This is a genomic window from Bacteroidota bacterium (assembly GCA_016720935.1).
Lineage (GTDB): Bacteria > Bacteroidota > Bacteroidia > AKYH767-A > 2013-40CM-41-45 > JADKJP01.
This window is the reverse complement of record JADKJP010000007.1, coordinates 67454-87958: the sequence shown is the minus strand read 5'-3', so window position 1 is coordinate 87958 and position 20505 is coordinate 67454. Positions and strand designations below refer to the sequence as shown.

Annotated in this window: 17 protein-coding genes; 11 read left to right on the top strand and 6 right to left on the bottom strand. The window is 41.4% G+C overall.

Going from position 1 to position 20505, the window contains the following annotated elements; translation table 11 throughout:
* Positions 1-22: 22 nt before the first annotated feature.
* Positions 23-1549: a SulP family inorganic anion transporter gene (locus IPP86_14630; protein ID MBL0139740.1), complete on the bottom strand. Its 1527-nt coding sequence runs from the start codon at positions 1547-1549 to the stop codon at positions 23-25.
* A gap of 379 nt (positions 1550-1928) precedes the next feature.
* Here IPP86_14630 and IPP86_14625 point away from each other — a divergent pair, with 379 nt between their 5' ends.
* Positions 1929-2804, top strand: coding sequence for an alpha/beta fold hydrolase (locus IPP86_14625; protein ID MBL0139739.1), 876 nt, complete (start codon positions 1929-1931; stop codon positions 2802-2804).
* 30 nt (positions 2805-2834) lie between these two features.
* Here the strand turns inward: IPP86_14625 and mgtE are convergent, their stop codons facing one another.
* On the bottom strand, positions 2835-4214 hold the full coding sequence (gene mgtE, locus IPP86_14620; GenBank protein MBL0139738.1) for a magnesium transporter: 1380 nt from the start codon (positions 4212-4214) through the stop codon (positions 2835-2837).
* A 562-nt stretch (positions 4215-4776) separates the two neighbouring features.
* Between mgtE and IPP86_14615 the strand changes: the two genes are divergently transcribed.
* The 4 genes from IPP86_14615 to IPP86_14600 all read left to right on the top strand — a co-directional run bounded on the left by IPP86_14615 (position 4777) and on the right by IPP86_14600 (position 9178).
* Positions 4777-5319 carry a hypothetical protein gene (locus tag IPP86_14615; protein ID MBL0139737.1) on the top strand — a complete coding sequence of 181 codons (543 nt, stop codon included), beginning with the start codon at positions 4777-4779 and terminating at the stop codon, positions 5317-5319.
* Positions 5320-5427: 108 nt separating this feature from the next.
* Positions 5428-7317 carry an ABC-F family ATP-binding cassette domain-containing protein gene (locus IPP86_14610; protein MBL0139736.1) on the top strand — a complete coding sequence of 630 codons (1890 nt, stop codon included), beginning with the start codon at positions 5428-5430 and terminating at the stop codon, positions 7315-7317.
* Positions 7318-7365: 48 nt separating this feature from the next.
* A complete protein-coding gene (locus tag IPP86_14605) occupies positions 7366-8622 on the top strand; it encodes an MFS transporter (GenBank protein ID MBL0139735.1) in 1257 nt (418 codons plus the stop codon).
* A gap of 88 nt (positions 8623-8710) precedes the next feature.
* Entirely contained in the window at positions 8711-9178 is a 468-nt protein-coding gene (locus IPP86_14600; protein ID MBL0139734.1) for an ABC transporter ATPase, read from the top strand.
* A 57-nt stretch (positions 9179-9235) separates the two neighbouring features.
* Here IPP86_14600 and IPP86_14595 read toward each other — a convergent pair whose 3' ends face one another.
* Positions 9236-9988 carry a toxin-antitoxin system YwqK family antitoxin gene (locus IPP86_14595; protein MBL0139733.1) on the bottom strand — a complete coding sequence of 251 codons (753 nt, stop codon included), beginning with the start codon at positions 9986-9988 and terminating at the stop codon, positions 9236-9238.
* A gap of 96 nt (positions 9989-10084) precedes the next feature.
* Between IPP86_14595 and IPP86_14590 the strand changes: the two genes are divergently transcribed.
* Positions 10085-10603 carry a GNAT family N-acetyltransferase gene (locus IPP86_14590; GenBank protein MBL0139732.1) on the top strand — a complete coding sequence of 173 codons (519 nt, stop codon included), beginning with the start codon at positions 10085-10087 and terminating at the stop codon, positions 10601-10603.
* Between the two features lie 151 nt (positions 10604-10754).
* Here IPP86_14590 and IPP86_14585 read toward each other — a convergent pair whose 3' ends face one another.
* Positions 10755-13319 (bottom strand): LPS-assembly protein LptD, encoded by a 2565-nt coding sequence (locus IPP86_14585; protein ID MBL0139731.1) that lies wholly within the window; start codon positions 13317-13319, stop codon positions 10755-10757.
* A 25-nt stretch (positions 13320-13344) separates the two neighbouring features.
* Between IPP86_14585 and IPP86_14580 the strand changes: the two genes are divergently transcribed.
* The 4 genes from IPP86_14580 to IPP86_14565 all read left to right on the top strand — a co-directional run bounded on the left by IPP86_14580 (position 13345) and on the right by IPP86_14565 (position 18135).
* Positions 13345-14655 (top strand): N-acetylmuramoyl-L-alanine amidase, encoded by a 1311-nt coding sequence (locus IPP86_14580; protein ID MBL0139730.1) that lies wholly within the window; start codon positions 13345-13347, stop codon positions 14653-14655.
* Between the two features lie 74 nt (positions 14656-14729).
* Positions 14730-15713, top strand: coding sequence for an MCE family protein (locus tag IPP86_14575; GenBank protein MBL0139729.1), 984 nt, complete (start codon positions 14730-14732; stop codon positions 15711-15713).
* A gap of 186 nt (positions 15714-15899) precedes the next feature.
* Complete coding sequence (locus IPP86_14570; protein ID MBL0139728.1) at positions 15900-17210, top strand: (Fe-S)-binding protein; 1311 nt, start codon at positions 15900-15902, stop codon at positions 17208-17210.
* 139 nt (positions 17211-17349) lie between these two features.
* Positions 17350-18135, top strand: coding sequence for a (Fe-S)-binding protein (locus tag IPP86_14565; GenBank protein ID MBL0139727.1), 786 nt, complete (start codon positions 17350-17352; stop codon positions 18133-18135).
* Between the two features lie 165 nt (positions 18136-18300).
* On the opposite strand, the gene IPP86_14560 is transcribed toward IPP86_14565, so the two are convergent.
* A complete protein-coding gene (locus tag IPP86_14560) occupies positions 18301-19311 on the bottom strand; it encodes a metal-dependent hydrolase (protein ID MBL0139726.1) in 1011 nt (336 codons plus the stop codon).
* Between the two features lie 99 nt (positions 19312-19410).
* Between IPP86_14560 and IPP86_14555 the strand changes: the two genes are divergently transcribed.
* The gene (locus IPP86_14555; protein ID MBL0139725.1) at positions 19411-19902 is read left to right on the top strand and encodes an FKBP-type peptidyl-prolyl cis-trans isomerase; all 492 of its coding nucleotides are present in this window, start codon (positions 19411-19413) and stop codon (positions 19900-19902) included.
* A 98-nt stretch (positions 19903-20000) separates the two neighbouring features.
* On the opposite strand, the gene IPP86_14550 is transcribed toward IPP86_14555, so the two are convergent.
* Positions 20001-20360, bottom strand: coding sequence for a DUF3127 domain-containing protein (locus tag IPP86_14550; protein MBL0139724.1), 360 nt, complete (start codon positions 20358-20360; stop codon positions 20001-20003).
* Positions 20361-20505: the final 145 nt, after the last annotated feature.

Here is a 20505-nt window from a genome sequence, read left to right as displayed (position 1 = left end):
GTGATTTGAAGCAAAATAAAGCTCAGTGGATGGCTTGCACATTTACCTTTTCAATTCCTTTGAGATGAACCTCAATATGCCTGTCGTGTGCTTTGCTTTCAAACTCACTGATAATTTCAAGCACATCGTAATCGATAAAATGCGAATCTGTACCGTCGATGGTCAGTACTGAGTAAGGTGGGATTTTATCCAGAGCTACACGTAGTTTTCGTTTATTCAGAAAAGTCACAGTAGAATGCAAACGGATATTGTAAACCTCTGTAATGTGCTGAACAGTTTTTTCAATCATGAATTCCGCTTTGAAATTGCTTTGGATAATAAAGTACATGGAAACCAGCAATCCGATGGTAACTCCAATCAATAAATCCGTTGACAATATCACGACGATTGTAAAAATAAAGGGCAGAAATTGTTTCAGGCCCATGCTGAACATGTTTTTGAAAAGTTTTGGTTTGCTCAGGTTGTAACCGGTGATCATCAGAATGGCAGCAAGAGATGCGTAGGGGATAAGGTTCATTAAAAAAGGGATCGAGAGCACACTGACCAACAAAAACAAACCATGTGTAACAGAAGAAAGTTTTGTTCGTGCTCCGGCATCCACATTTGCTGCTCCACGGACGATCACAGCGGTCATGGGTAAAGCGCCCAACATACCACATGCCATATTTCCGATTCCCTGAGCGATTAATTCACGATTTACAGGAGTGACCCTGTGTTGAGGATCTAATTTGTCAATGGCCTCTACACAGAGCAATGTTTCCAGGCTCGCAAGAATTCCGATGATTACACCATCTTCCCAGATTCTGTAATTTGAAAAAATGTAAGTAAAGTCAGGGAACTGAATTTGAGAAAATAAGTTGGAAGGAATTTTCACCAATTGAGCAGGGTTCAAGGCCATGCCCGGGATCATGTAGTGGTACAATTCATTCAACAGGACACCTGCAATGACAACAAGGAGAGGAGCAGGAATGATTTTTAGCTTTTTCTTAATGAATGGAATTTTCGTCAACAGTAAAATGCCAATTGAAATTAAAGTGATCACAACAACACCCCGACGAATGTGATGATTGAAATTGCTAAAATTCCCAAGAAAATTTTTATCCGAAAGCAATGACAAAAAGCCGCTTCTCCAGAAGTCAGGTTGATCGTAGCCGAGAGCAAGTGGGATTTGTTTTGAAATCAAAATTATTCCGATCGCAGCAAGCATCCCTTTAATGACTGATGACGGAAAATAGTAAGCGACTCCGCCAAATTTCAGGAGACCCATAATGAGCTGTACCAGTCCGGCGATGATTACTGATAAAAGGAAAATTCTATAATCTCCGTATGCAAGAATCGAAGCACCGACAATGGTCGTTAATCCGGCTGCAGGACCGGAAACACTCAATTGCGATCCACTGATAAAGGATGTAATCAAGCCGCCAATCACGCCGGTCATGATTCCAGCATACAAAGGTGCTCCTGAAGCAAGCGCGATTCCAAGACAAAGGGGGAGGGCAACAAAAAACACAGACATACCGGCCGGCAAATCATGCCTGAGCCATATCATTCTGTAGAGTTTTAATTTTCTGGAATTGGGTAAAGCCATTGCTGCTTTCAACTCGCTATCGCGCGAAATATAGTTTACGAAGTTATTGATTTGTGCTCATGTATTCAAAGCCACCACTTTTGCTTTCCTTTGACATGTGTATACTCTTGCTTCACAGAGGTTTAAGTATGTACAATTCTGATCAATATCAAGAATGATTTGAATTCATTCTGGATTCCGATATCATTCATTATGTCTCATTCCTACTTTCATTCCGAAGATATTTCTTCAAAAATCAGAAGAGCAGATTCGATTTTTCATCCTTATCTTTGCAAAAAAACAGAATATGCTGCTTCGCGTTTTCTCAATCTTTTGTTTGAGTATGATAATGTCCTTTCCAATGTCGGCAAAAAATAAACTGGAAGACAGAGAATTTTTCATTCCGGTGAAAGGCGGTAAAATTTATTGCCATGTGATAGGTTCAGGTGAACCCATTGTCATTGTGCATGGTGGGCCTGGAATGGAACATACTTATTTTCTCCCGCAGCTGAATTCACTGGCAAATAAATACCGTCTTATTTTTTATGATCAACGCGGCAGCGGCAGATCGCCTGTTGATGTGGATCCTTCTACCATGACCATGGATCAATTTGTTGATGATCTGGATTCAATTCGTTCGTTTTTTAAAATGGATAAAATGAACCTGATGGGACATTCTTTTGGCGGATTGATTGCAATGCGTTATGCTGTTAAATTTCCGGATCATCTGAACAGATTGATTCTTATGAATACAACTCCTCAGTCTTCTTACTGGAGAGACAGTTCATTTGCCATGATGAAACTACGTGAGGATCCGAACAGTGCGGAAGAAAAGAAAGAAATTGCATCAAGTCCTGAATTTGCAAGCAAGAATCCACAAACGATGGAACGGTTCTTTCGCCTGCTCTTTAAACCTGGATTTTTTAATCCACTGTATGCGGATAGTCTCACCTTGATTTTTCGTCCGAATTATCCGAAGACAGCTGAGCTGGTGAATTCACTTTATAAAGATTCAACACTGGTGAATTATGATCTTACAAAGGAGTTGAAGAAAGTAAAATGCAAAACACTGATTTGCTCTTCTGAAGCGGATTTTGCTCCACCGGAAGCAAATGAGCAATTGCACAAAGCCTTGAAAAATTCGGAATACAAAATGTTTGATTCAAGCGGACATTTTCCCTTTGTTGAAACAAAAGATGAATTTGAAAGAGTTCTCATTCAATTCATGAACAAGTGACACTTTTAAGAAGTAAATATTTTTTTCTACTCAGAGAAGTGTCCCTCGCAATATTAAAAAGGCGATGGAGAAGTAGAGGATGAGTCCTGTTACGTCTACCAATGTTGCAATGAATGGAGCCGATGAAACTGCAGGGTCAAATCCCAGTTTCTTTAACAGCATCGGTAACATGGAACCTGATAATGTTCCCCACAAAACCACTCCGACCAGTGTGAGTCCGACGGTGATGGCGATCAGCAACCAGTGTGGACCGTAGAGATCCGTAAAAAGCGTCCAGGCTGCAATCCGGATGAATCCGATGATTCCAAGCAATGTTCCGAGAAATAAACCGGATAGAAATTCCCTGCGCATCACTCTCCACCAGTTGGAAAGAGTGACTTCACCAAGAGCCATGGCACGGATAATGAGCGTTGCGGCCTGTGATCCGCTGTTACCACCGGATGAAATAATCAGGGGAACAAAAAGCGCGAGGACCACCGCTTTGTTGAGTTCATTATTAAAATAGCCCATCGCACTTGCAGTCAGCATTTCACCAAGAAAAAGGATGATGAGCCATCCGGCGCGTTTGCTGACCATTTCCCTGAGGGAAACCTTCAGGTAAGGTTCTTCGAGAGCTTCAGTACCCCCAAACTTCTGGATATCTTCTGTATCTTCTTCTTCGATTACATCCATCATATCGTCGAAGGTGACGATACCGAGCAGCAATCCGTTAAAGTCAGTCACCGGTAAGGCGACACGATTGGTTTGTTTAAAAATATCAATGGCTTTTTCCTGGTCATCTCTTGCATAAAGTGCAACGACCTGACGAGTCATCAGTTCGCCGACTTTTTTATCAAGCGGCGCGAGCAGGAAATCACGAACTTTTATATCGTCCTGCAAAAAGCCTTTTGCATCGGTTACATAAATGACATTGAGTGTTTCAGAGTCTTTACCATATTTCCGGATGTGATCGAGAACCTGTTGAACTGTCCAATCCTCCTTCACGGAAACGAAATCCGGTGTCATCAAACGACCAATACTATCTTCAGGATACTGCAGCAGCTGGTTGGCTGTTTTCCGCTCTTCGTCACTTAAAAGGCTAAGGTATTTTTGTAGGGACTCCTGAGGAAGTTTCTCGAAAAGAGCAGTCCGGTCATCCGGAGAAATCTGGTTAAGCGTATGTGAAAGCTGTTCAACACTAAAAGTGCTGAGCAATTTTATCTGAATGTCGAAGTCCAGATTTTCAAATGTCTTAATCGCTTTTTCTGCTTCTAAAACCTGGAAGACTTTCCGGACATCAATGTGCGCAGACTCATTGATCAACTCGGCAAGCTCTTCAGGCTGAATGGACCCGGTTAAGTGCTTCAGCTTGTAGAGATTGCCGGTAACCATGCGGTCGGCAAGCAGCTCTTTTTCTTGTTCACTAAACATGGATGATCGTCCATTAGAAATTCCATTTACTCCGGCCTCGAAGATAGGGTTTTCTTTTGGTCTTAAAAAGATATTTAGGTTCCGGGTTTTGCGTTCCGGGTTCAGAGTTTAAGGTTGTGTGTTATGTATTTTTGAGAAATACATTTTAAATGATGGAAGAGAGTAAATGAGGAAATGTTTTATGAAAAAATGAAACAATGCACTCACAAACGAATGTCATCCTTATACCTTATACCTTATACCTAATACCTCAAAAAAACAAGAGCCGCCAGATTTACACCTGACGGCTCCCCACACGAAAAACATGAACACAAAAACTATAACAAGGAACGAATAAGGTCTCAACTTGTTTTATGGTTTTTGGGGAATTACAGTAAAATGACAAAGTTTAACATCCCTTAACCATACTGGTTTAGAATGGCTAATATTGGTTCGAGGTTCGATGTTCTAGGTTGGATTTGAGGTTGAGGGAGTTGTCTAAATAACCTTGAACTTCGAACATGGAACTTCCTTCTTAAATAATCCCATCATAATCGTTAAATTTGTCACATAAATCATCCTTATGCAAAAAATCTCCCTGGGTATCGGATCAAGGATTCGCCATCCGCAATATGGCGATGGAGTGATTGTTCAGATGAAACCTGAAGAATACGTGATCACCTTCATGCAACACGGCATGCGCGATATTGAAAGAACAGATGCGCAATTGGAAGTCATTGACGCGAATGATGCGGATAACGACCTTGTCAGTCTGGCTGACATCGAAGTGTTGTTGGTAAACATCATCAAAAAATACTCGGATTTACAGGAACGGGTTGAAATCGGGCAAAAGTGGACGGGTGGAACCCTGATCATGAAACCGGGAGATTCTTCACTGAAATCCAAAGAAGTACCAATCGATGTTTTTTTCAATAAGATCGTGATGCTGCGTGATCGTTTGCGGGTGTTGGAGCAAAGGATCAATGCACATGATAAGCTCACGGAAGAAGACAAGGTCAACATGCAGCAATACATTACACGCTGTTACGGTTCACTCACCACTTTTAATGTGATGTTTAAATACACAACGGATCATTTTGTTGGAGAGAAGGGGAGTAAGGATTGATAAATGATTCTCTCACTGATAACAAGCATATTGCAATTAAATACTTTGCGAACCCACAGGCTTCTCTGGCGTCCGTTTTATTGTCACACTGATTCCTGAACCTGGTCTATGAATTTATTGTCTGTTGAAAATTTGTCGAAATCGTATGGGGAGAAAGTTCTTTTCGATGGAATCAGTTTCGGTATCTCAAAAGGAGAAAAAGTTGCACTGATTGCACGGAATGGTACCGGAAAAACAACCCTGATGCGGATTCTTGCCGGTCAGGATGTAGCGGATTCCGGAATCGTTACCATGCGTAAGGATATTCGTGTCGCTTATCTCGATCAGGACCCGTTTCTGGATACACAGAAAACCGTACTGGAAGTTATTTTCAGTATGGATAATCCGATCATTCGTTTACTCAAAGAGTACGAAGCCTGTCTGGAAGCAGATGCTGAAGCACATTCACCAATCACACAAAAAGCCCTGGAAGAAGCTGCCTCCAAAATGGATGACGCGCATGCCTGGGATTATGAAGTAAGAGTTCGTCAGGTTCTGTCACGATTGAATATCCATCATCTCGATCAGCCTGTACGACAACTCTCCGGTGGACAGAAAAAACGAATCGCGCTTGCTAAAACGCTTATCGAGCCGGCGGATCTCCTCATCATGGATGAACCAACGAACCATCTCGATGTCGACATGGTTGAATGGCTCGAAGAATTTCTCACACGCTCTCAACTTTCGCTTTTACTTGTTACGCACGACCGTTACTTTCTGGATAATATCTGCGATAAGATTATCGAGATGGAACATCAGAAATTATTTACCTACGAAGGAAATTATTCCTATTTCCTCGAGAAGAAAGCAGAACGCGAATGGAACGAAGAACGGGAAACTGACAAGGCCCGCAATCTCATGCGTACCGAACTCGAATGGATGCGACGTATGCCCAAAGCACGGGGAACAAAATCCAAAGCGCGAATTGATTCTTTTTATGAATTAAAAGATAAAGCTGCAGGAAAAAAGAAACAGGGAGCCGTCGAACTGGATGTCAAAATGAACCGGATCGGAGGGAAGGTCATTGAATTGAAAAAAGTTCACAAAAAGTATGATGAACTTACCATCCTGAACGGATTCGATTACACTTTCCGGACCGGAGAACGCATTGGAATTGTCGGAAAGAATGGCGCCGGGAAATCCACTTTTCTGAACCTTCTCACAGGGAAAGAGACACCAGATTCTGGAAAGATCAATGTTGGGGATACCATCATCTTTGGTTATTACTCTCAGCAAGGTCTTGAATTGAAGGATGACAAACGTGTAATAGAAGTAGTGAAGGATTATGCTGAAGTGATTCAGCTGAGTGATGGTTCCAAAGTATCGGCTTCACAGTTTTTGAATCTGTTCCAGTTTCCACCCGAGCAACAGTTCACTTATGTTTCAAAACTGAGCGGTGGTGAAAGAAGAAGATTGCATCTGCTCACGGTGTTGATCCTGAATCCGAATTTTCTTATTCTCGATGAACCGACGAATGATCTTGATCTGCTCACGCTGGGAATCCTCGAAGAATTTCTGTTGAATTACAAAGGATGCCTGATTGTGGTGAGTCACGACCGGTATTTTATGGATAAACTCGTAGACCATTTATTTATCTTCGAAGGAAATGGTGTGATCCGTGATTACAACGGAACATATACCGAATGGAGAATGGTGGAAGAGGAGAAAGAAAAGGAAGCAGCACGACTGAAAAGTAAGGAAGTAGAAGAGCAAAAGAAAAAAGACACACAGGTAAAGACCGAGAAGAAAAAATTATCATTCAAAGAGAAATTTGAGTTTGAAACTTTAGGGAAAGAAATTGAAGCTCTCGAAAATGAAAAAACAGAACTCGAACAAAAGATGAGCGGAAGTTCGGCAACACATACACAATTGCAGGAATGGGCCAACCGCATGGAAGTGGTCATTCAAAGTATCGATGAAAAAACCATGCGCTGGCTGGAGTTATCCGAATTGGCCTGATTAAAATTATTTTTCTATTGCATTTTCCCCGGCATGAGCAAACCAATCATAGGCAATACAGAAACTTTCATCGCATTCCGCCATCTGAATTTCAGGAGATTTATTTTCTCCAAATTCATGCTCACACTGGCTTTGCAGATTCAGTTTGTGGTACTCAGCTGGCAGGTATATGAAATCACACATGATCCATTGTCACTTGGATTTATCGGTCTTGCGGAAGCGATACCGGCTGTAGGTCTGGCTTTGTACGGTGGCTATGTCTCCGACAGAAATGACAGACGAAAAATTCTCGTGTGGGTTCAGGGCCTGATGTTTTTGTGTACTCTGTTGCTGACCTATGTTTCCTATCATTATGCTGACTTACCCATTGCACAACAATCGGCTTTTCCTTTTTACATGATCATGTTTGGAATTGGAATTCTGCGGGGATTTTACAGTCCGGCTCAGTTTCCATTGATGACACAGGTTGTTCCTCGCGAAGCCTACGCGAATTCTTCCGCATGGAACAGTACCTTCTGGCACGTAGCTGTTGTTCTGGGTTCTTCCTGCGGCGGATTGATGCTTGGTTTTTTCGGAAAAAATGTTTCTTACATCACGGTACTCGTCATTATGTTTTTTGGATTTCTGCAAATTGTAAGAATCCCGCCTCAACCGGTGCAGGAAATCAAACCGGGAGAAAAAATGATGAGCAGTATCCGTGAAGGTCTTCGGTTTGTATTCAGCAACCAGGCTATTCTGGGTGCGCTTTCACTCGATCTGATCGCGGTTTTATTTGGCGGAGCGACAGCAATGCTTCCCATCTTCGCGAGCGATATTTTGCATGTAGGTGAAAAAGGGTTTGGCTTTCTCAGAGCAGCTCCCTTCGCGGGTTCCGTATTGATGGCATTGTACATGACACGTCATCCTCCTTTGAAGAATGCCGGTAACAAATTGCTCTATTGTGTCGCCGGGTTTTCGGTGTGTATGATTGCTTTCGCGCTGAGCAGAAATTTCTATTTGTCATTGTTCATCCTTGCCCTCAGCGGAGCGTTCGATAACGTCAGCGTGGTCATCCGATCGATGATTATGCAACTGTTAACACCTGACCACATGCGGGGAAGAGTTTCTTCCGTCAGTACGATGTTTATCAGTTCCTCCAACGAAATAGGAGCTTTTGAATCCGGATTCGCGGCTAAATTATTGGGTTTGGTGCCTTCTGTGGTTATTGGAGGCACTATCGCTTTGGGTTCAGTGGCTGCGGCGGGCGCTGCTTTGCCGGAGTTGCGCAAACTCGATTTGCGTGAACGGCATCATCCAAAAGAATAATCCTTCTTTGTATCTTTGCAAAAGAATGGATTGTTGATCCGTATTATACCCCTTAATAAGAAATCCTATGTACAGCCCGTTTACCTCCATGCCTTCACATTCCCGGGTCTGGGTTTATCAGTCAGACCGTGAATTTACAGCAGATGAAATAAAGAAAATTGAAGCAAGCTTAAACAGCTTCCTCGATAACTGGACAGCCCACGATAAAGCATTGCTTGCAAGTTCTGAAATCCGATACAATCGATTCATCATTGTCATGATTGATGAAAAACAAGCAGCAGCTGCAGGTTGTTCGATTGACAAATCCGTTCATTTTGTTCAGCAGCTGGAGAAAGAAATGAATCTTTCCCTGATGAACCGGATGCTTTTTGCTTACAAAGAAGGGGAGAAGGTATTGGTTTTAAAACGTGATGCCTTCGAAGAGAAATATGAAAAAGGCGAGATCAATGCTGAGACAATTGTCTTCAACAATCTCGTTCAAAGCAAAGCCGAGCTGGATTCGAAATGGGAAATACCACTGAAAGACAGTTGGCACAAGGCCTTACTCGAAGTATAAAAAAAAGGTGGACCAATCAGGATCCACCTTTTTTTATGTTCTATTTCAAATTATTCTTTATTTCTTCAACGGAATCTCCCTGATAATTTGTCCTGATTTATAAATGACTTTTTTGACAACAGCTGAGTCTTTGTATACCTTCCATTCGCCTTCTTCATTATTTCCGGTATACATTCCTTCTCTCAGCAAAGCACCGTTATCATCGTATTCTCTTGCCTGGCCTTCGAGGTTTCCGTTATTATAATTGTATTCAAGAGAAGGTTTTCCGTTTTGTTTGTACCATTTGCTCAGACCATCACGCACACCGTTTTTGTAAAGAGCTTCTTCCTGAATTTTTGTATCGTCGTAATAACTTTTTCTCTCACCGGTAAGTAATCCGTTCAGATAGTTTTCTGAATTTTTGATACGGCCGTTACTTTGGTAGACGGTTCTTTTCCCTTGCAAAGTATCATTGACATATGTTTCGTCAACAGTCACCTGTCCAATCACAGATAGTGTGATGCATGCTCCATTCTTTCTTCCCATGTTGTATTCCGTGACTTTGGAAAGAATTCCATTACCATTTGCATATTCACGCCACACACCGTGCTTTCTGCCATTCACTTTTGTGCCTTGTTCAGTCATGACTCCTTTGAAATTCAGAATCACTATGTATTCACGTGAAGGGTCAGAAGGATCCTTTTTAATGATTGTATCCGCCTTGTTTTCAGTTTTTTCCGCCTTGAGAATGGGACTTGCAGCTTTTTGGGTTTGCTGGGCACCGGCCATCAGAGGTGCGATAAATAACAGGGTAAAGAAGATTTTTTTCATAATCACATTCGAATTTGTTTCGCAAAATTAATGGAATACCTGAACGGAGGATGAATTCTACATGTTTTCTGTATTTTTAGGGCATAAACTTATAGTATGCAGCTTCGCGTCCGACCGGTATTGCCGAATGAATCTGAATTGCTTGCCCGTCTGGGCAGGGAAACATTTTATGAAACCTGGAAGGATTATAATACCGAAGAAGACATGCGGGTTTATCTTGCGGATGCTTTCAAGGAAGAAAAAATAAAAAAGGATTTATTAAATACTCCGGTAAACACATTCCTTTTTGTTTTTGCAGACGATGAACTCGCCGGCTACGCCAAGATGCGCCGCGATCGTACCTATGATGAATTTAATGGCGAACAGGTAATAGAAGTTGAGCGTATTTATATCTATCAGAAATTTCAAAAACAACAGGCCGGAATAGCACTGATGGATGAATGTCTTCGCATTGCTATCGAAGAAAAGAACAAATGGATCTGGCTCGGGGTAAACATCGATAATCACAAAGCCATCAACTTTTACAAACGCTATGGCTTCGAAATCTTCGGCTCAAAAATGTTCAAACTCGGCGACGCGGAAGATGAGGATTATTTGATGAAGAGACGTGTTTAGTTGTTAGTTGTTAGTTGTTAGTTGTTAGTGCTTAGTGCTTGGTGCTTAGTGGTTAGTAGAGGTATCAGTTTTACTAAGAACCAAAATCTAAAATCTAAAATCTAAAATCTAAAATCTAAAATCTAAAATCTAAAATCCAAAATCTCGGAACTCATCGATCATAAAACTCCTTCTTCTTCAACAATTTCAAATCCTGCAAAATGGATGACTTCACGTTGATTTGAAAATTGTAGCCTTCGAGGTAACCAAATGGTGTCCAGTTCAGGCGCATTTCCCAGCAATGTAAATCCCGGTAGATATTGACGCTGGCATTGGTGAAGCGACCATCGGTGAAATCATACCAGCTGTTGAAGCCGATTTTCCAACGGGGAGTCAGACTGAGATCCGCGTTGAAACTTGCAGATTGTGACTGAACAGGAGCAGCGTTGCCGGTTTTAAAATAACTGTAAGTATAACTGACGGTTAAGTTGTAAGGAATTTCGAAATCGACAAATTCTTCAGGATGCTGGTTGATATAATCAATCTCTTGTTTTGAAAACTTTGTACTGGTTTTTTTCTTCGTTGGTGAGAGTGAAAAATTCGTAGAAATATTCGCGGATGTCAACCGGAACAAATGACCATTCTGGTCTTTCAGATATTTGTTGTAATCACGATTGTTTTCATCAAAGGCATAAGGATTCAGGACACCGCCAAAATTGACGCTCATCCTGTCAAACAGTGTAGTACGACCACTGATCGACAATGCGCTCCAATTCATGGAATCCGCGATCAGGTTGTAGCTGGCACCCAATCGAAGGCTTTCAAGCAATTTTACTTTTTTCAGTGTAGCACCGGTATCTGATTTCGTCCTGACTTTCATTTCAAGATTGTTGTCGAGACCGAAGTTCAGGCTTCCGTATTTACCACCACCCGGACCACCATACACATTGTCCTGGAAGATGGAATAAGTTCTCGTTCTCCCAAGCGTATCGTATTGGACTGTTTTGTAATAACCGTAGCCGGGCAAACTAAAATCCGGACGATAGGAAAATGAAACATTGGGAGTCATCACATGTCTTACGGCAGCGACAGGACCTCTTTTCATTTGATACATGCCATAGACTCTGGTATTTAATCCAAGACTGAACTGATATTCTCGTGCTGCTTTGAATTTTTTATTTTTAATAGTATCTGTTTTATTCAATTCATTGTTCCATTCGTATTCTGTGGTTTTAAAATACCAGCGTTCGGTATAATTCGCTGCAGGACTCAGCGTAAAATGATTCAGGATATTGAAGGATGTTGAAATGGGAATGGAATGCTGTATTCCATTTTGCATGTTGTCAAGCGTATTTTGTTCGAAGAGTAAAGAATCTTTTGTCTGAACAAAATTTGTCGCACGCAAAGAATAAGAAGTTCCGATTTTCTCAAACCAGCGTTGCGCACCTATAGCATGTTTCCGTTTGAAAGGTGTAATCCTGGCGATGTTAAAACTCACATCCGGAGCTGTGATGCGAATGTCGTGTGTGATCGTGTTCTGTGTATGATTTAGTGATATCCCCAGATTCATGGGTTTATCCGGGAAGGATCTGCTGTAGGCGATAGAAGAGGAGAATGTATTCGACAGGAAATTATTCACCGAAGAAATCGTATTCCGATAGTACTTCGATGTACCGGCGTTTACTGTCGCATTGAACGAACGGTAAGGATTCGCTTTCGGATCCTGGCTATGTGTCCAGTTGACATGAAAATCTTGCACACTGCTGAAATCCGGGAGCTCCGGTTCGCTCGTCAGACTTTTTGCATAGCTGAGTCTTAAAGTTCCTGAATAACGATATCTCTTTTTATAAATGGAAGAGAGATCGAGTGTGTAACTTCCTTTTGTGTACAAATCAGAAGTGAGCGCGAGATTGAAATAATCACTGAACCCGAAGTAATAGCCGAGGTGCTGGAAATAAAATCCTCGTTCTGTTGATTCACCAAATGCAGGAAAGATGATTCCTGAACTTCTGCCTTTTTTATTTGGAAAAAATCCAAAAGGGATCAGGAATGGAGTAGGGATGTTTTCAATAGTCAGGTAAGCCGGACCGGTCACAATTTTATTATTGCTAATGACCTTGAGTTTATTGGCCTGGATGGCGAAGTGAGGTGTATCGAGATCACAGGTGGTGTACAAACCATTTTTGATGAAGAAATTATTCTCCGGATCCTTTTTCACAACTTCCCCATGAATATAGCCTTCACCTTCGCGGGTGATCACATAACCGATCTTACCTTTCTTGGATTCAAAGTTATAATGGATTGAATTGGAACGGAATTGCTGATCAGCCTGAGAGAATTCCGGCGTACCGGTCAATACTCCGGTACTATCTGTGGTTCCTTCCGCATACAGATCTTTTTCCCCCATATTGATGAGGATATAATTCGCTTTCAGATGCAAATCTTCGTAGTCAACCTTTGCATTACCATACAGATACACAATTTCCTGCTCCACATCGACTCGTATGGAATCAGTGGCATGGTAATGGATTTTTGATTTCAATACATTGTCGTCAGTTACGTTAGTATCTGCAACAATTGTTAGACTATCGACGGGTTTTATCAGGCTGTCAGAATCCGCTAAAACAGCGGTTTCAGACAGGAATGCGGGAACTCTTGAACCAACAGCAAATTGTTGAAAAACAAGCAGGAAAAGCGCTAAAAGCGGGGTTGATATTTTGGATACTTGCCGTAACAATTCTACGTAAAATTTTGCCTCTGTTTTGGCTTCAAAACTAACGAAAAAATATCGTCCCGGACTTCCTTTTGTTGGTAAACTACTGGCAATTGGTTGTTTACTTATTTCCACCTCATTCACTCCTTTCAAATCCCGCCCTTATGGTGTGACCAAGGTTGTGATCGACGCAGGGCATGGCGGTCATGATTCCGGCTGTCTGGGAAAGAATGTGAAAGAAAAAGATGTGGCATTGGGCGTTGCTTTGAAGCTCGGCAAGTACATCGAGGATCATTTTCCGGATGTAAAAGTCATCTACACACGTAAGACCGATGTATTTGTAGAGCTGCACCAGCGCGCAGCCATCGCGAATAACGCAAGAGCTGATCTGTTTATTTGCATTCATTGCAATTCAGCCTGTTATTACAACAAGAAAAAGAAGAAGGATGTCTGCAACGAGGAAATCCTGGGCGCTGAAACCTGGGTAATGGGATTGCATATGTCAGAAGCCAATCTGGAGGTTTCAAAAAGAGAAAATGAAGTCGTACTTCTTGAAAAAGATTACACCAAGCAATACGATGGTTTTGATCCGAACAGTCCGGAAGCGAACATTATTTTTTCACTTTATCAAAATACTTTTCTCGATCAAAGTCTGAAGCTGGCATCTTCTGTTCAGCAGGAACTCAAAGCCAAAGGCCGGCCAAGCCGTGGTGTGAAGCAGGCAGGTTTCCTTGTTTTGTACAAAACAGCAATGCCAAGTATTCTCATCGAAACAGGTTTTCTCTCCAACCCTGCGGAAGCAAAATATCTTGATTCAGAAAAAGGCCAGCAGGAAGTATCGCATGGTATTTACAATGCTTTCAAGAGTTATAAGAGCGCGATTGAGTCCAGCGGCATAAAACAGGAGAAGATTGAGCAGGAGTCCTCAAGTCAGTCAGGCGATTCAACTCCTGCTGTCAAGTCATCCGGCAACGAATCAAAACCCGATTCAGGCGAAGGAAAAGAAAACAATACTGAAAGCCCGAAAGAGGACAAAGTTGTTGTGCCAAATATTCCGAAAGAAAACGATAAGACAACTGTAGATTCGGATGAATCATTAATGTTTGGTGTACAGATTTTGATTTCTCCTTCAAAAATTGTTAAAGGAAGTTCAAAATTCAAAGGCCTGAAAGATGTGAGGGAAGAGAAAGAAAAAGGAATGTACAAATACGTTTATGGTGAAGTTCAGGGAATGGCAGAAGCTGTTGAATTGCAGGATGAAATGCGTGTGAAAGGATTCAAGGATGCCTTTGTAGTGGCTTATCTCAACAATAAGCGGATCAGTATCAAAGAAGCAAGAGAGCGACTAAAGAAGAAATAAAAAATACTTACTTTTAAGAACTTTTCCGGTACGATACATATCGGAAATCCTTTAACAGGGCAGGAAAGAGATCTATGAAACTATCGAAAGAAGCAAAAATCGGATTGATTGTTACCACCGGCATCGCCCTGATGTTATGGGGGGTAAATTATCTGAAGGGAAAAGATTTTTTCACCAGCCAGAAACTTGTGTATGCGATCTACGACAGAGTGGACGGATTAACAGCGAGTAATGTCATTTTGGTGAATGGTATGAAAGTGGGTCTGGTCAGAAACCTTATTCTTTTACCTGACTTTTCCGGAAAGATTTTAGTGAGTATGCACGTTAGCAGTAAAGTCAGGATCCCGAGAAACTCCGTCGCGGAAATTTACAGTACAGATCTTCTGGGAACAAAAGGCATCCGTATGGTCTTTGGTGATTCGCAAGATGAATTGCAAAATGGCGATACACTTCAGAGCGCGATGCAAAGTAGTCTGACAGAACAAGTCAGTGCACAGGTCGCACCAATCAAACTGAAAGCGGAAAATCTTCTGAGTTCACTGGATTCGGTTTTATTGATTCTTCGCGGTGTGTTCAATGAAGAGACAAAAAATAATCTCAAAAGATCCTTTGAGAGTATTTCCAATTCTCTGTATTCTATTCAGAATATCGCTTCGAATATGGATACAGTATTGGCAAAGCAAGGTCGTCTACGGATGATCTTCGACAATCTTGAATCCATTACTACTAATATCAAAAATAACAACGACAAGATTGCGGATATCCTGAACAATTTCGCATCTATCTCGGATACACTTGCGAAAGCAAATCTGGCCCTGACGATAGATAACGCGAAGAAAACACTGGAGCAAACGGCAATATTGTTTGAAGGAATGAACAAAGGAGAAGGCTCACTTGGTCAACTGGCAACGAATGATAGTTTGTACAATAATCTGAATTCGACAGCGAGAAACCTCGATGCACTGATCACCGATTTACATGAGAATCCGAAGAGATATATCAATCTTTCTTTGATTTCATTTGGAGGGAAGAAGAAAAAGGCGGAGAGCGGGAAGTAGTTGTTAGGTGTTAGGTGTTAGGTGTTAGTTGTTAGTTGTTAGTGGTTGGTGGTTGGTTGAATGGTTCTGGTCTTTAAAACATATGGAGTGAGTAGACTTTAATTTGTTGCTTGCTTTTAGTGGATGAAAAAACGGTGAATGATTCCGATTCTTAATTTTCATCAATAAATATTGAATCAATAAAGCATGATTGCACAAATAGTTTTCGTTCTGCTTTTCGTTTCGGCTTCTTATTGGTTTTCAAGAAACCTTTCGAAAATTATACGCAATATTCGTCTGGGCCGGGATTTAAACCGGAATGATCGTTCCGGCGACCGCTGGATGACCATGGTTCGTGTAGCGCTAGGACAATCAAAAATGGTGGTCAGACCTGTTGCAGGAATCATGCACATTTTTGTGTACGTTGGATTTATCATCATTAATTTCGAAGTACTTGAAATTATCATCGATGGTGTTTTTGGCACACATCGGTTTTTTGCTTCACTCGGACCGGTCTATAATTTTCTGATTGCATGTTTTGAAGTGTTGGCACTGCTTGTGCTGGTTGGAGTGCTTGTATTTCTTGCAAGAAGAAATATCCTGAAGCTAAAACGGTTCTGGATGAAAGAAATGACCTCCTGGCCACGAACAGATGCGAATATCATTCTGATCACAGAGGTATTGCTGATGACTGCTTTCCTGACCATGAACGCCACCGACAGCATCCTTCAAAGCAGAGGCTTCGGACATTATATCCAGGCTGGTTCTTTCCCGGTGAGTTCAATGTTCGCTAATGTGTTTTCCGGAATGAGCAGTGAATCACTGGAAATGATTGAACGTTTCTGCTGGTGGTTTCACATTGTCGGGATTCTTCTGTTTCTCAACTATGTTCCGTATTCAAAACACTTCCACATTTTTCTTTCTTTCCCGAACACTTATTATTCCAACCTGGAGCAAAAAGGAAGATTCACAAACATGGAAAGTGTCACCCGTGAGGTGAAGCTGATGCTGGATCCATCCGCGGTTCCTCCTCCGACAGATCCCAATGCTGCTCCGCAACGATTTGGTGCCAAAGACGTGTATGATCTCACCTGGAAACAATTGATGGATGCATATTCCTGCACTGAGTGCGGCCGATGTACTTCTTCTTGTCCGGCTAATCAAACAGGCAAACTGCTTTCTCCCCGGAAAATCATGATGGACACACGTGATCGACTGGAGGAAGTAGGAAAAAATATCGACAAGCATGGCAAAGATTTCCGTGACGATAAATCATTGCTGAATTATATTACAGAAGAGGAATTGTGGGCATGTACAAGTTGCAATGCGTGCACGGATGCTTGTCCTGTGAATATTGATCCGCTCAGTATCATTGTCGACATGCGCCGATATCTTGTGATGGAAGAATCAAAAGTTCCACAAGAACTGGCCGGGATGTTTAGTAAAATTGAAAACAATGGTGCTCCATGGCAATTTGCCCAGGCAGATCGGTTCAAATGGGCGGAAGAAGGAGCATAGAATTAAGTTAAAATTCAAAAGTCAAAATTCAAAATTAGGTTGAAGGATAAAAGTAAGTTCAGATCATTTCACGTCACCAACAACCAATAACCAACAACGAACAACTATTTACTAATCACCATTCACTCTTCACTATCAAATGAATTTCCAGGTACCAACAATGGCTGAATACGCCGCAAAGGGAGAAGCACCGGATGTACTTTTCTGGGTAGGCTGCGCGGGGAGTTTTGACGAGAGAGCTCAGAAAATTACTCGTGCGGTTGCAAAAATTCTGCATCATGCCGGAGTTAAATATGCCGTGTTGGGTTCTGAAGAAAGCTGCACCGGAGATCCCGCGAAACGAGCCGGGAATGAGTTTTTATTCCAGATGCAGGCGATGATGAATATCCAGGTTTTGAATGGATATGGAATACGAAAAATTGTAACTGCCTGTCCGCATTGTTTCAATACATTAAAGAACGAATATCCTGAGCTGGGTGGTAATTACGAGGTCGTACATCATTCCGAATTGTTACAGAAGCTATTTTCAGAAGGAAAAATAAAAGTTCAGGGTGGAAGTTTTCAGGGTAAAAAAATTACCTTCCATGATCCCTGTTATCTGGGAAGAGGAAATAATGTGTACGAAGCTCCTCGTGAAGTCCTCGAGAAACTGGATGCGGAATTATCCGAAATGAAACGTTCCAAAGCCAAAGGTTTCTGCTGCGGTGCCGGTGGTGCTCAAATGTTTAAAGAACCGGAAAAGGGGAGTAAAGACGTAAACGTTGAACGTACCGAAGAAGCTCTCGCATTAAATCCCGATTATATCGCTGTTGGTTGTCCTTTTTGTATGACCATGATGACCGATGGAGTTAAAAATTTCAACAAAGAAGAATCCGTGAAAGTCCTCGACATTGCGGAGCTTATTGCAAAAGCTGCGGATTTGTAAAACAGTAGGGACGAGGGGCGAATTGAATTTGGGAATTGCTGATTTTAGATTTTAGATTGATGATTTGTGAAAAAAATTTTCATTAATAAATCATCCCTTCATTCCTAAACTAATAACTAATAACTAATAACTCAAAATTCATAACTCATAACTCATAATTCATAACTAATAACCTTTTACCCTCTCAATCAAAGCCTCCAGCGCTTCTTTCCCCGATCCTTCCATTCTTCCTTTTTGAATAATCAGATCGTTGTTCACATTGTTATTAAGTGCATAGCGGAATACGAAATGTGATTTTCCGTTTTTCCAATCTGTAATCTGGCCAAATCGAAGATCGCTCAGCAGAACGGTATCACCCATTGCTTCGACACAGTAATATCCTTTTGAAAAACGGATGAGTTTTTGAACTTCATCATTGGATTTATATTGCTGCAACAAAGAATCTTGTCTGGCTATATAAGTAAAATCAATGTGTTCTGTTTTGTCGAACAAGGAACGATATCCGGTATAATATCCTGAATCTGTTTTCGCGACAATGAACCAGAGCCAGTTGTTGAGTGGAGTAGGAGTTGTGAAATAATTTACTTCATTGATATTTTGTTCACTGAAATTTTGTCTGGATGTTTTGTCGATACTGTATTTATTGCTGAAAGCATACAGTATATAAACGCTGGAAATTAGCAAACCAAAACGCATCCAGAATTTTCTGTAATTGCTGGAGCTCTTCAGTACAAGCAAAGCGATACTTGCAATGAGCAAACTAATCGTGTAAAATGGATCAGCCACAAATAGAATGTTGAAAGAAACACGATGATGATTGAAAGGCTCAAACCATCCTGTACCATAGGCTGTCAATGCGTCTATTCCGATATGAAAAAACAAACCGCTGCCCCATAAAATCAACCAGTTCTGAAAGGACATCTGTTCATTTTTCACTGTTCGTTTGAACCACCAGGCCAGAATTGGAGTCATCAGGAGAGCAAACAAAATGGAATGCGTAAATCCACGATGGGCAAGCAGGGAATCCGCCTGGTTCATCCAACCGGAAGTAATCACATCAATATCCGGAAGGTTATTGGCAAGTGCACCCCAAAGCATTGCTTTTTTTCCTAGTTTCCGGCCTGCCAGTGCTTCTCCGGCACAGGCACCCAGGACAGTATGAGTCAGTGAATCCATAATAATCAGGCAAATAGAAGTATTCGGGTTCTTGAAATTATTCGTAAAGTACAGGTTACAAATTAAAATAAATATAACTTTGTCAAAAAAAAATCCAAGATGCAAATTGCGAATAATAAAGTTGTTACCGTTACTTATCGGTTACAGGCCAATCTTCCGACAGAAGAAAAGAGACACATTGAAACGGCGGATGCTTCATCACCACTTCGCTTTCTTTATGGAGTAGGAATGATGATTCCAGGATTTGAAAGAGGCCTTGAAGGAAAAGGTTCCGGTGACTCTTTCGATTTCGTAATCGAAGCGATGGACGCTTATGGCGACGCGGATGAAACTGCTGTGATCAGTCTGCCAATTGATATTTTCAAAGTAGAAGATGTGATCGATTTTGAAATTTTAAAAATCGGAAACGTCCTGCCGATGAGTGACAACCAGGGGAATGTCCTGAATGGACGTGTTCTGGGTTATGATGAAAAAACTGTTAAAATGGATTTCAATCATCCACTTGCCGGACACACTCTTCATTTTTCAGGAGAAATTGTTGATGTTCGTGAAGCAACTGAAGAGGAAATCTCTCACGGCCACGTTCACTAATCTTGAATAATATAAAAAAGCAGAAGTGGATTCTGAGGGTTTAGCCTTCTGAATCCACTTCTGCTTTTCTGTTAATTCTATGTCCTTATAAACCCGGTTTAGAAAGGCAAATCATCTTTCGCAGGAGCCGGCATACTTTCATAATCCGGAACCGACTGGTTGAATTCTCCACCTGTGGATGCACCGGCTTTGTCGATTTTCCATGCTTCAAGAGTATTGAAATATTTGATCTCCCCCTGAGGGCTGGTCCATTCACGTCCGCGAAGATTGAAATGAACTGTAATATTTTCACCCGGTTGCACTGAATCCAAAAGACCGCAACGATCTTGCGTCAGCTGGAAACTGATGTGCTGAGGATACTGTGAGGAATTGTCAGTCAGGACAAATTCTCTCTTTTTAAATCGGTCGTTCACGACCTGCTCGGATTTCTTTACTTTAAGTATACCGGTAATTTGCATAACGATAGGTTGATTTTCGCCAAAGTTAACAGTAAAATCGTCTTCTCTCCACTTTCAGACATTCTGTTCATAATTTATACCATGTAAAAACCATCAGAAACGTGGACAATTCTTTGAAAATTATTAAGGATGAGCTGATTATTGG

Coding starts and splice junctions, on each gene's coding strand:
- IPP86_14630 (MBL0139740.1), bottom strand. CDS start 1,549: ATGATATGGCTCAGGCATGATTTGCCGGCCGGTATGTCTGTGTTTTTT.
- IPP86_14625 (MBL0139739.1), top strand. CDS start 1,929: ATGTCGGCAAAAAATAAACTGGAAGACAGAGAATTTTTCATTCCGGTG.
- mgtE (MBL0139738.1), bottom strand. CDS start 4,214: ATGTTTAGTGAACAAGAAAAAGAGCTGCTTGCCGACCGCATGGTTACC.
- IPP86_14615 (MBL0139737.1), top strand. CDS start 4,777: ATGCAAAAAATCTCCCTGGGTATCGGATCAAGGATTCGCCATCCGCAA.
- IPP86_14610 (MBL0139736.1), top strand. CDS start 5,428: ATGAATTTATTGTCTGTTGAAAATTTGTCGAAATCGTATGGGGAGAAA.
- IPP86_14600 (MBL0139734.1), top strand. CDS start 8,711: ATGCCTTCACATTCCCGGGTCTGGGTTTATCAGTCAGACCGTGAATTT.
- IPP86_14595 (MBL0139733.1), bottom strand. CDS start 9,988: ATGAAAAAAATCTTCTTTACCCTGTTATTTATCGCACCTCTGATGGCC.
- IPP86_14590 (MBL0139732.1), top strand. CDS start 10,085: ATGCAGCTTCGCGTCCGACCGGTATTGCCGAATGAATCTGAATTGCTT.
- IPP86_14575 (MBL0139729.1), top strand. CDS start 14,730: ATGAAACTATCGAAAGAAGCAAAAATCGGATTGATTGTTACCACCGGC.
- IPP86_14570 (MBL0139728.1), top strand. CDS start 15,900: ATGATTGCACAAATAGTTTTCGTTCTGCTTTTCGTTTCGGCTTCTTAT.
- IPP86_14565 (MBL0139727.1), top strand. CDS start 17,350: ATGAATTTCCAGGTACCAACAATGGCTGAATACGCCGCAAAGGGAGAA.
- IPP86_14560 (MBL0139726.1), bottom strand. CDS start 19,311: ATGGATTCACTGACTCATACTGTCCTGGGTGCCTGTGCCGGAGAAGCA.
- IPP86_14555 (MBL0139725.1), top strand. CDS start 19,411: ATGCAAATTGCGAATAATAAAGTTGTTACCGTTACTTATCGGTTACAG.
- IPP86_14550 (MBL0139724.1), bottom strand. CDS start 20,360: ATGCAAATTACCGGTATACTTAAAGTAAAGAAATCCGAGCAGGTCGTG.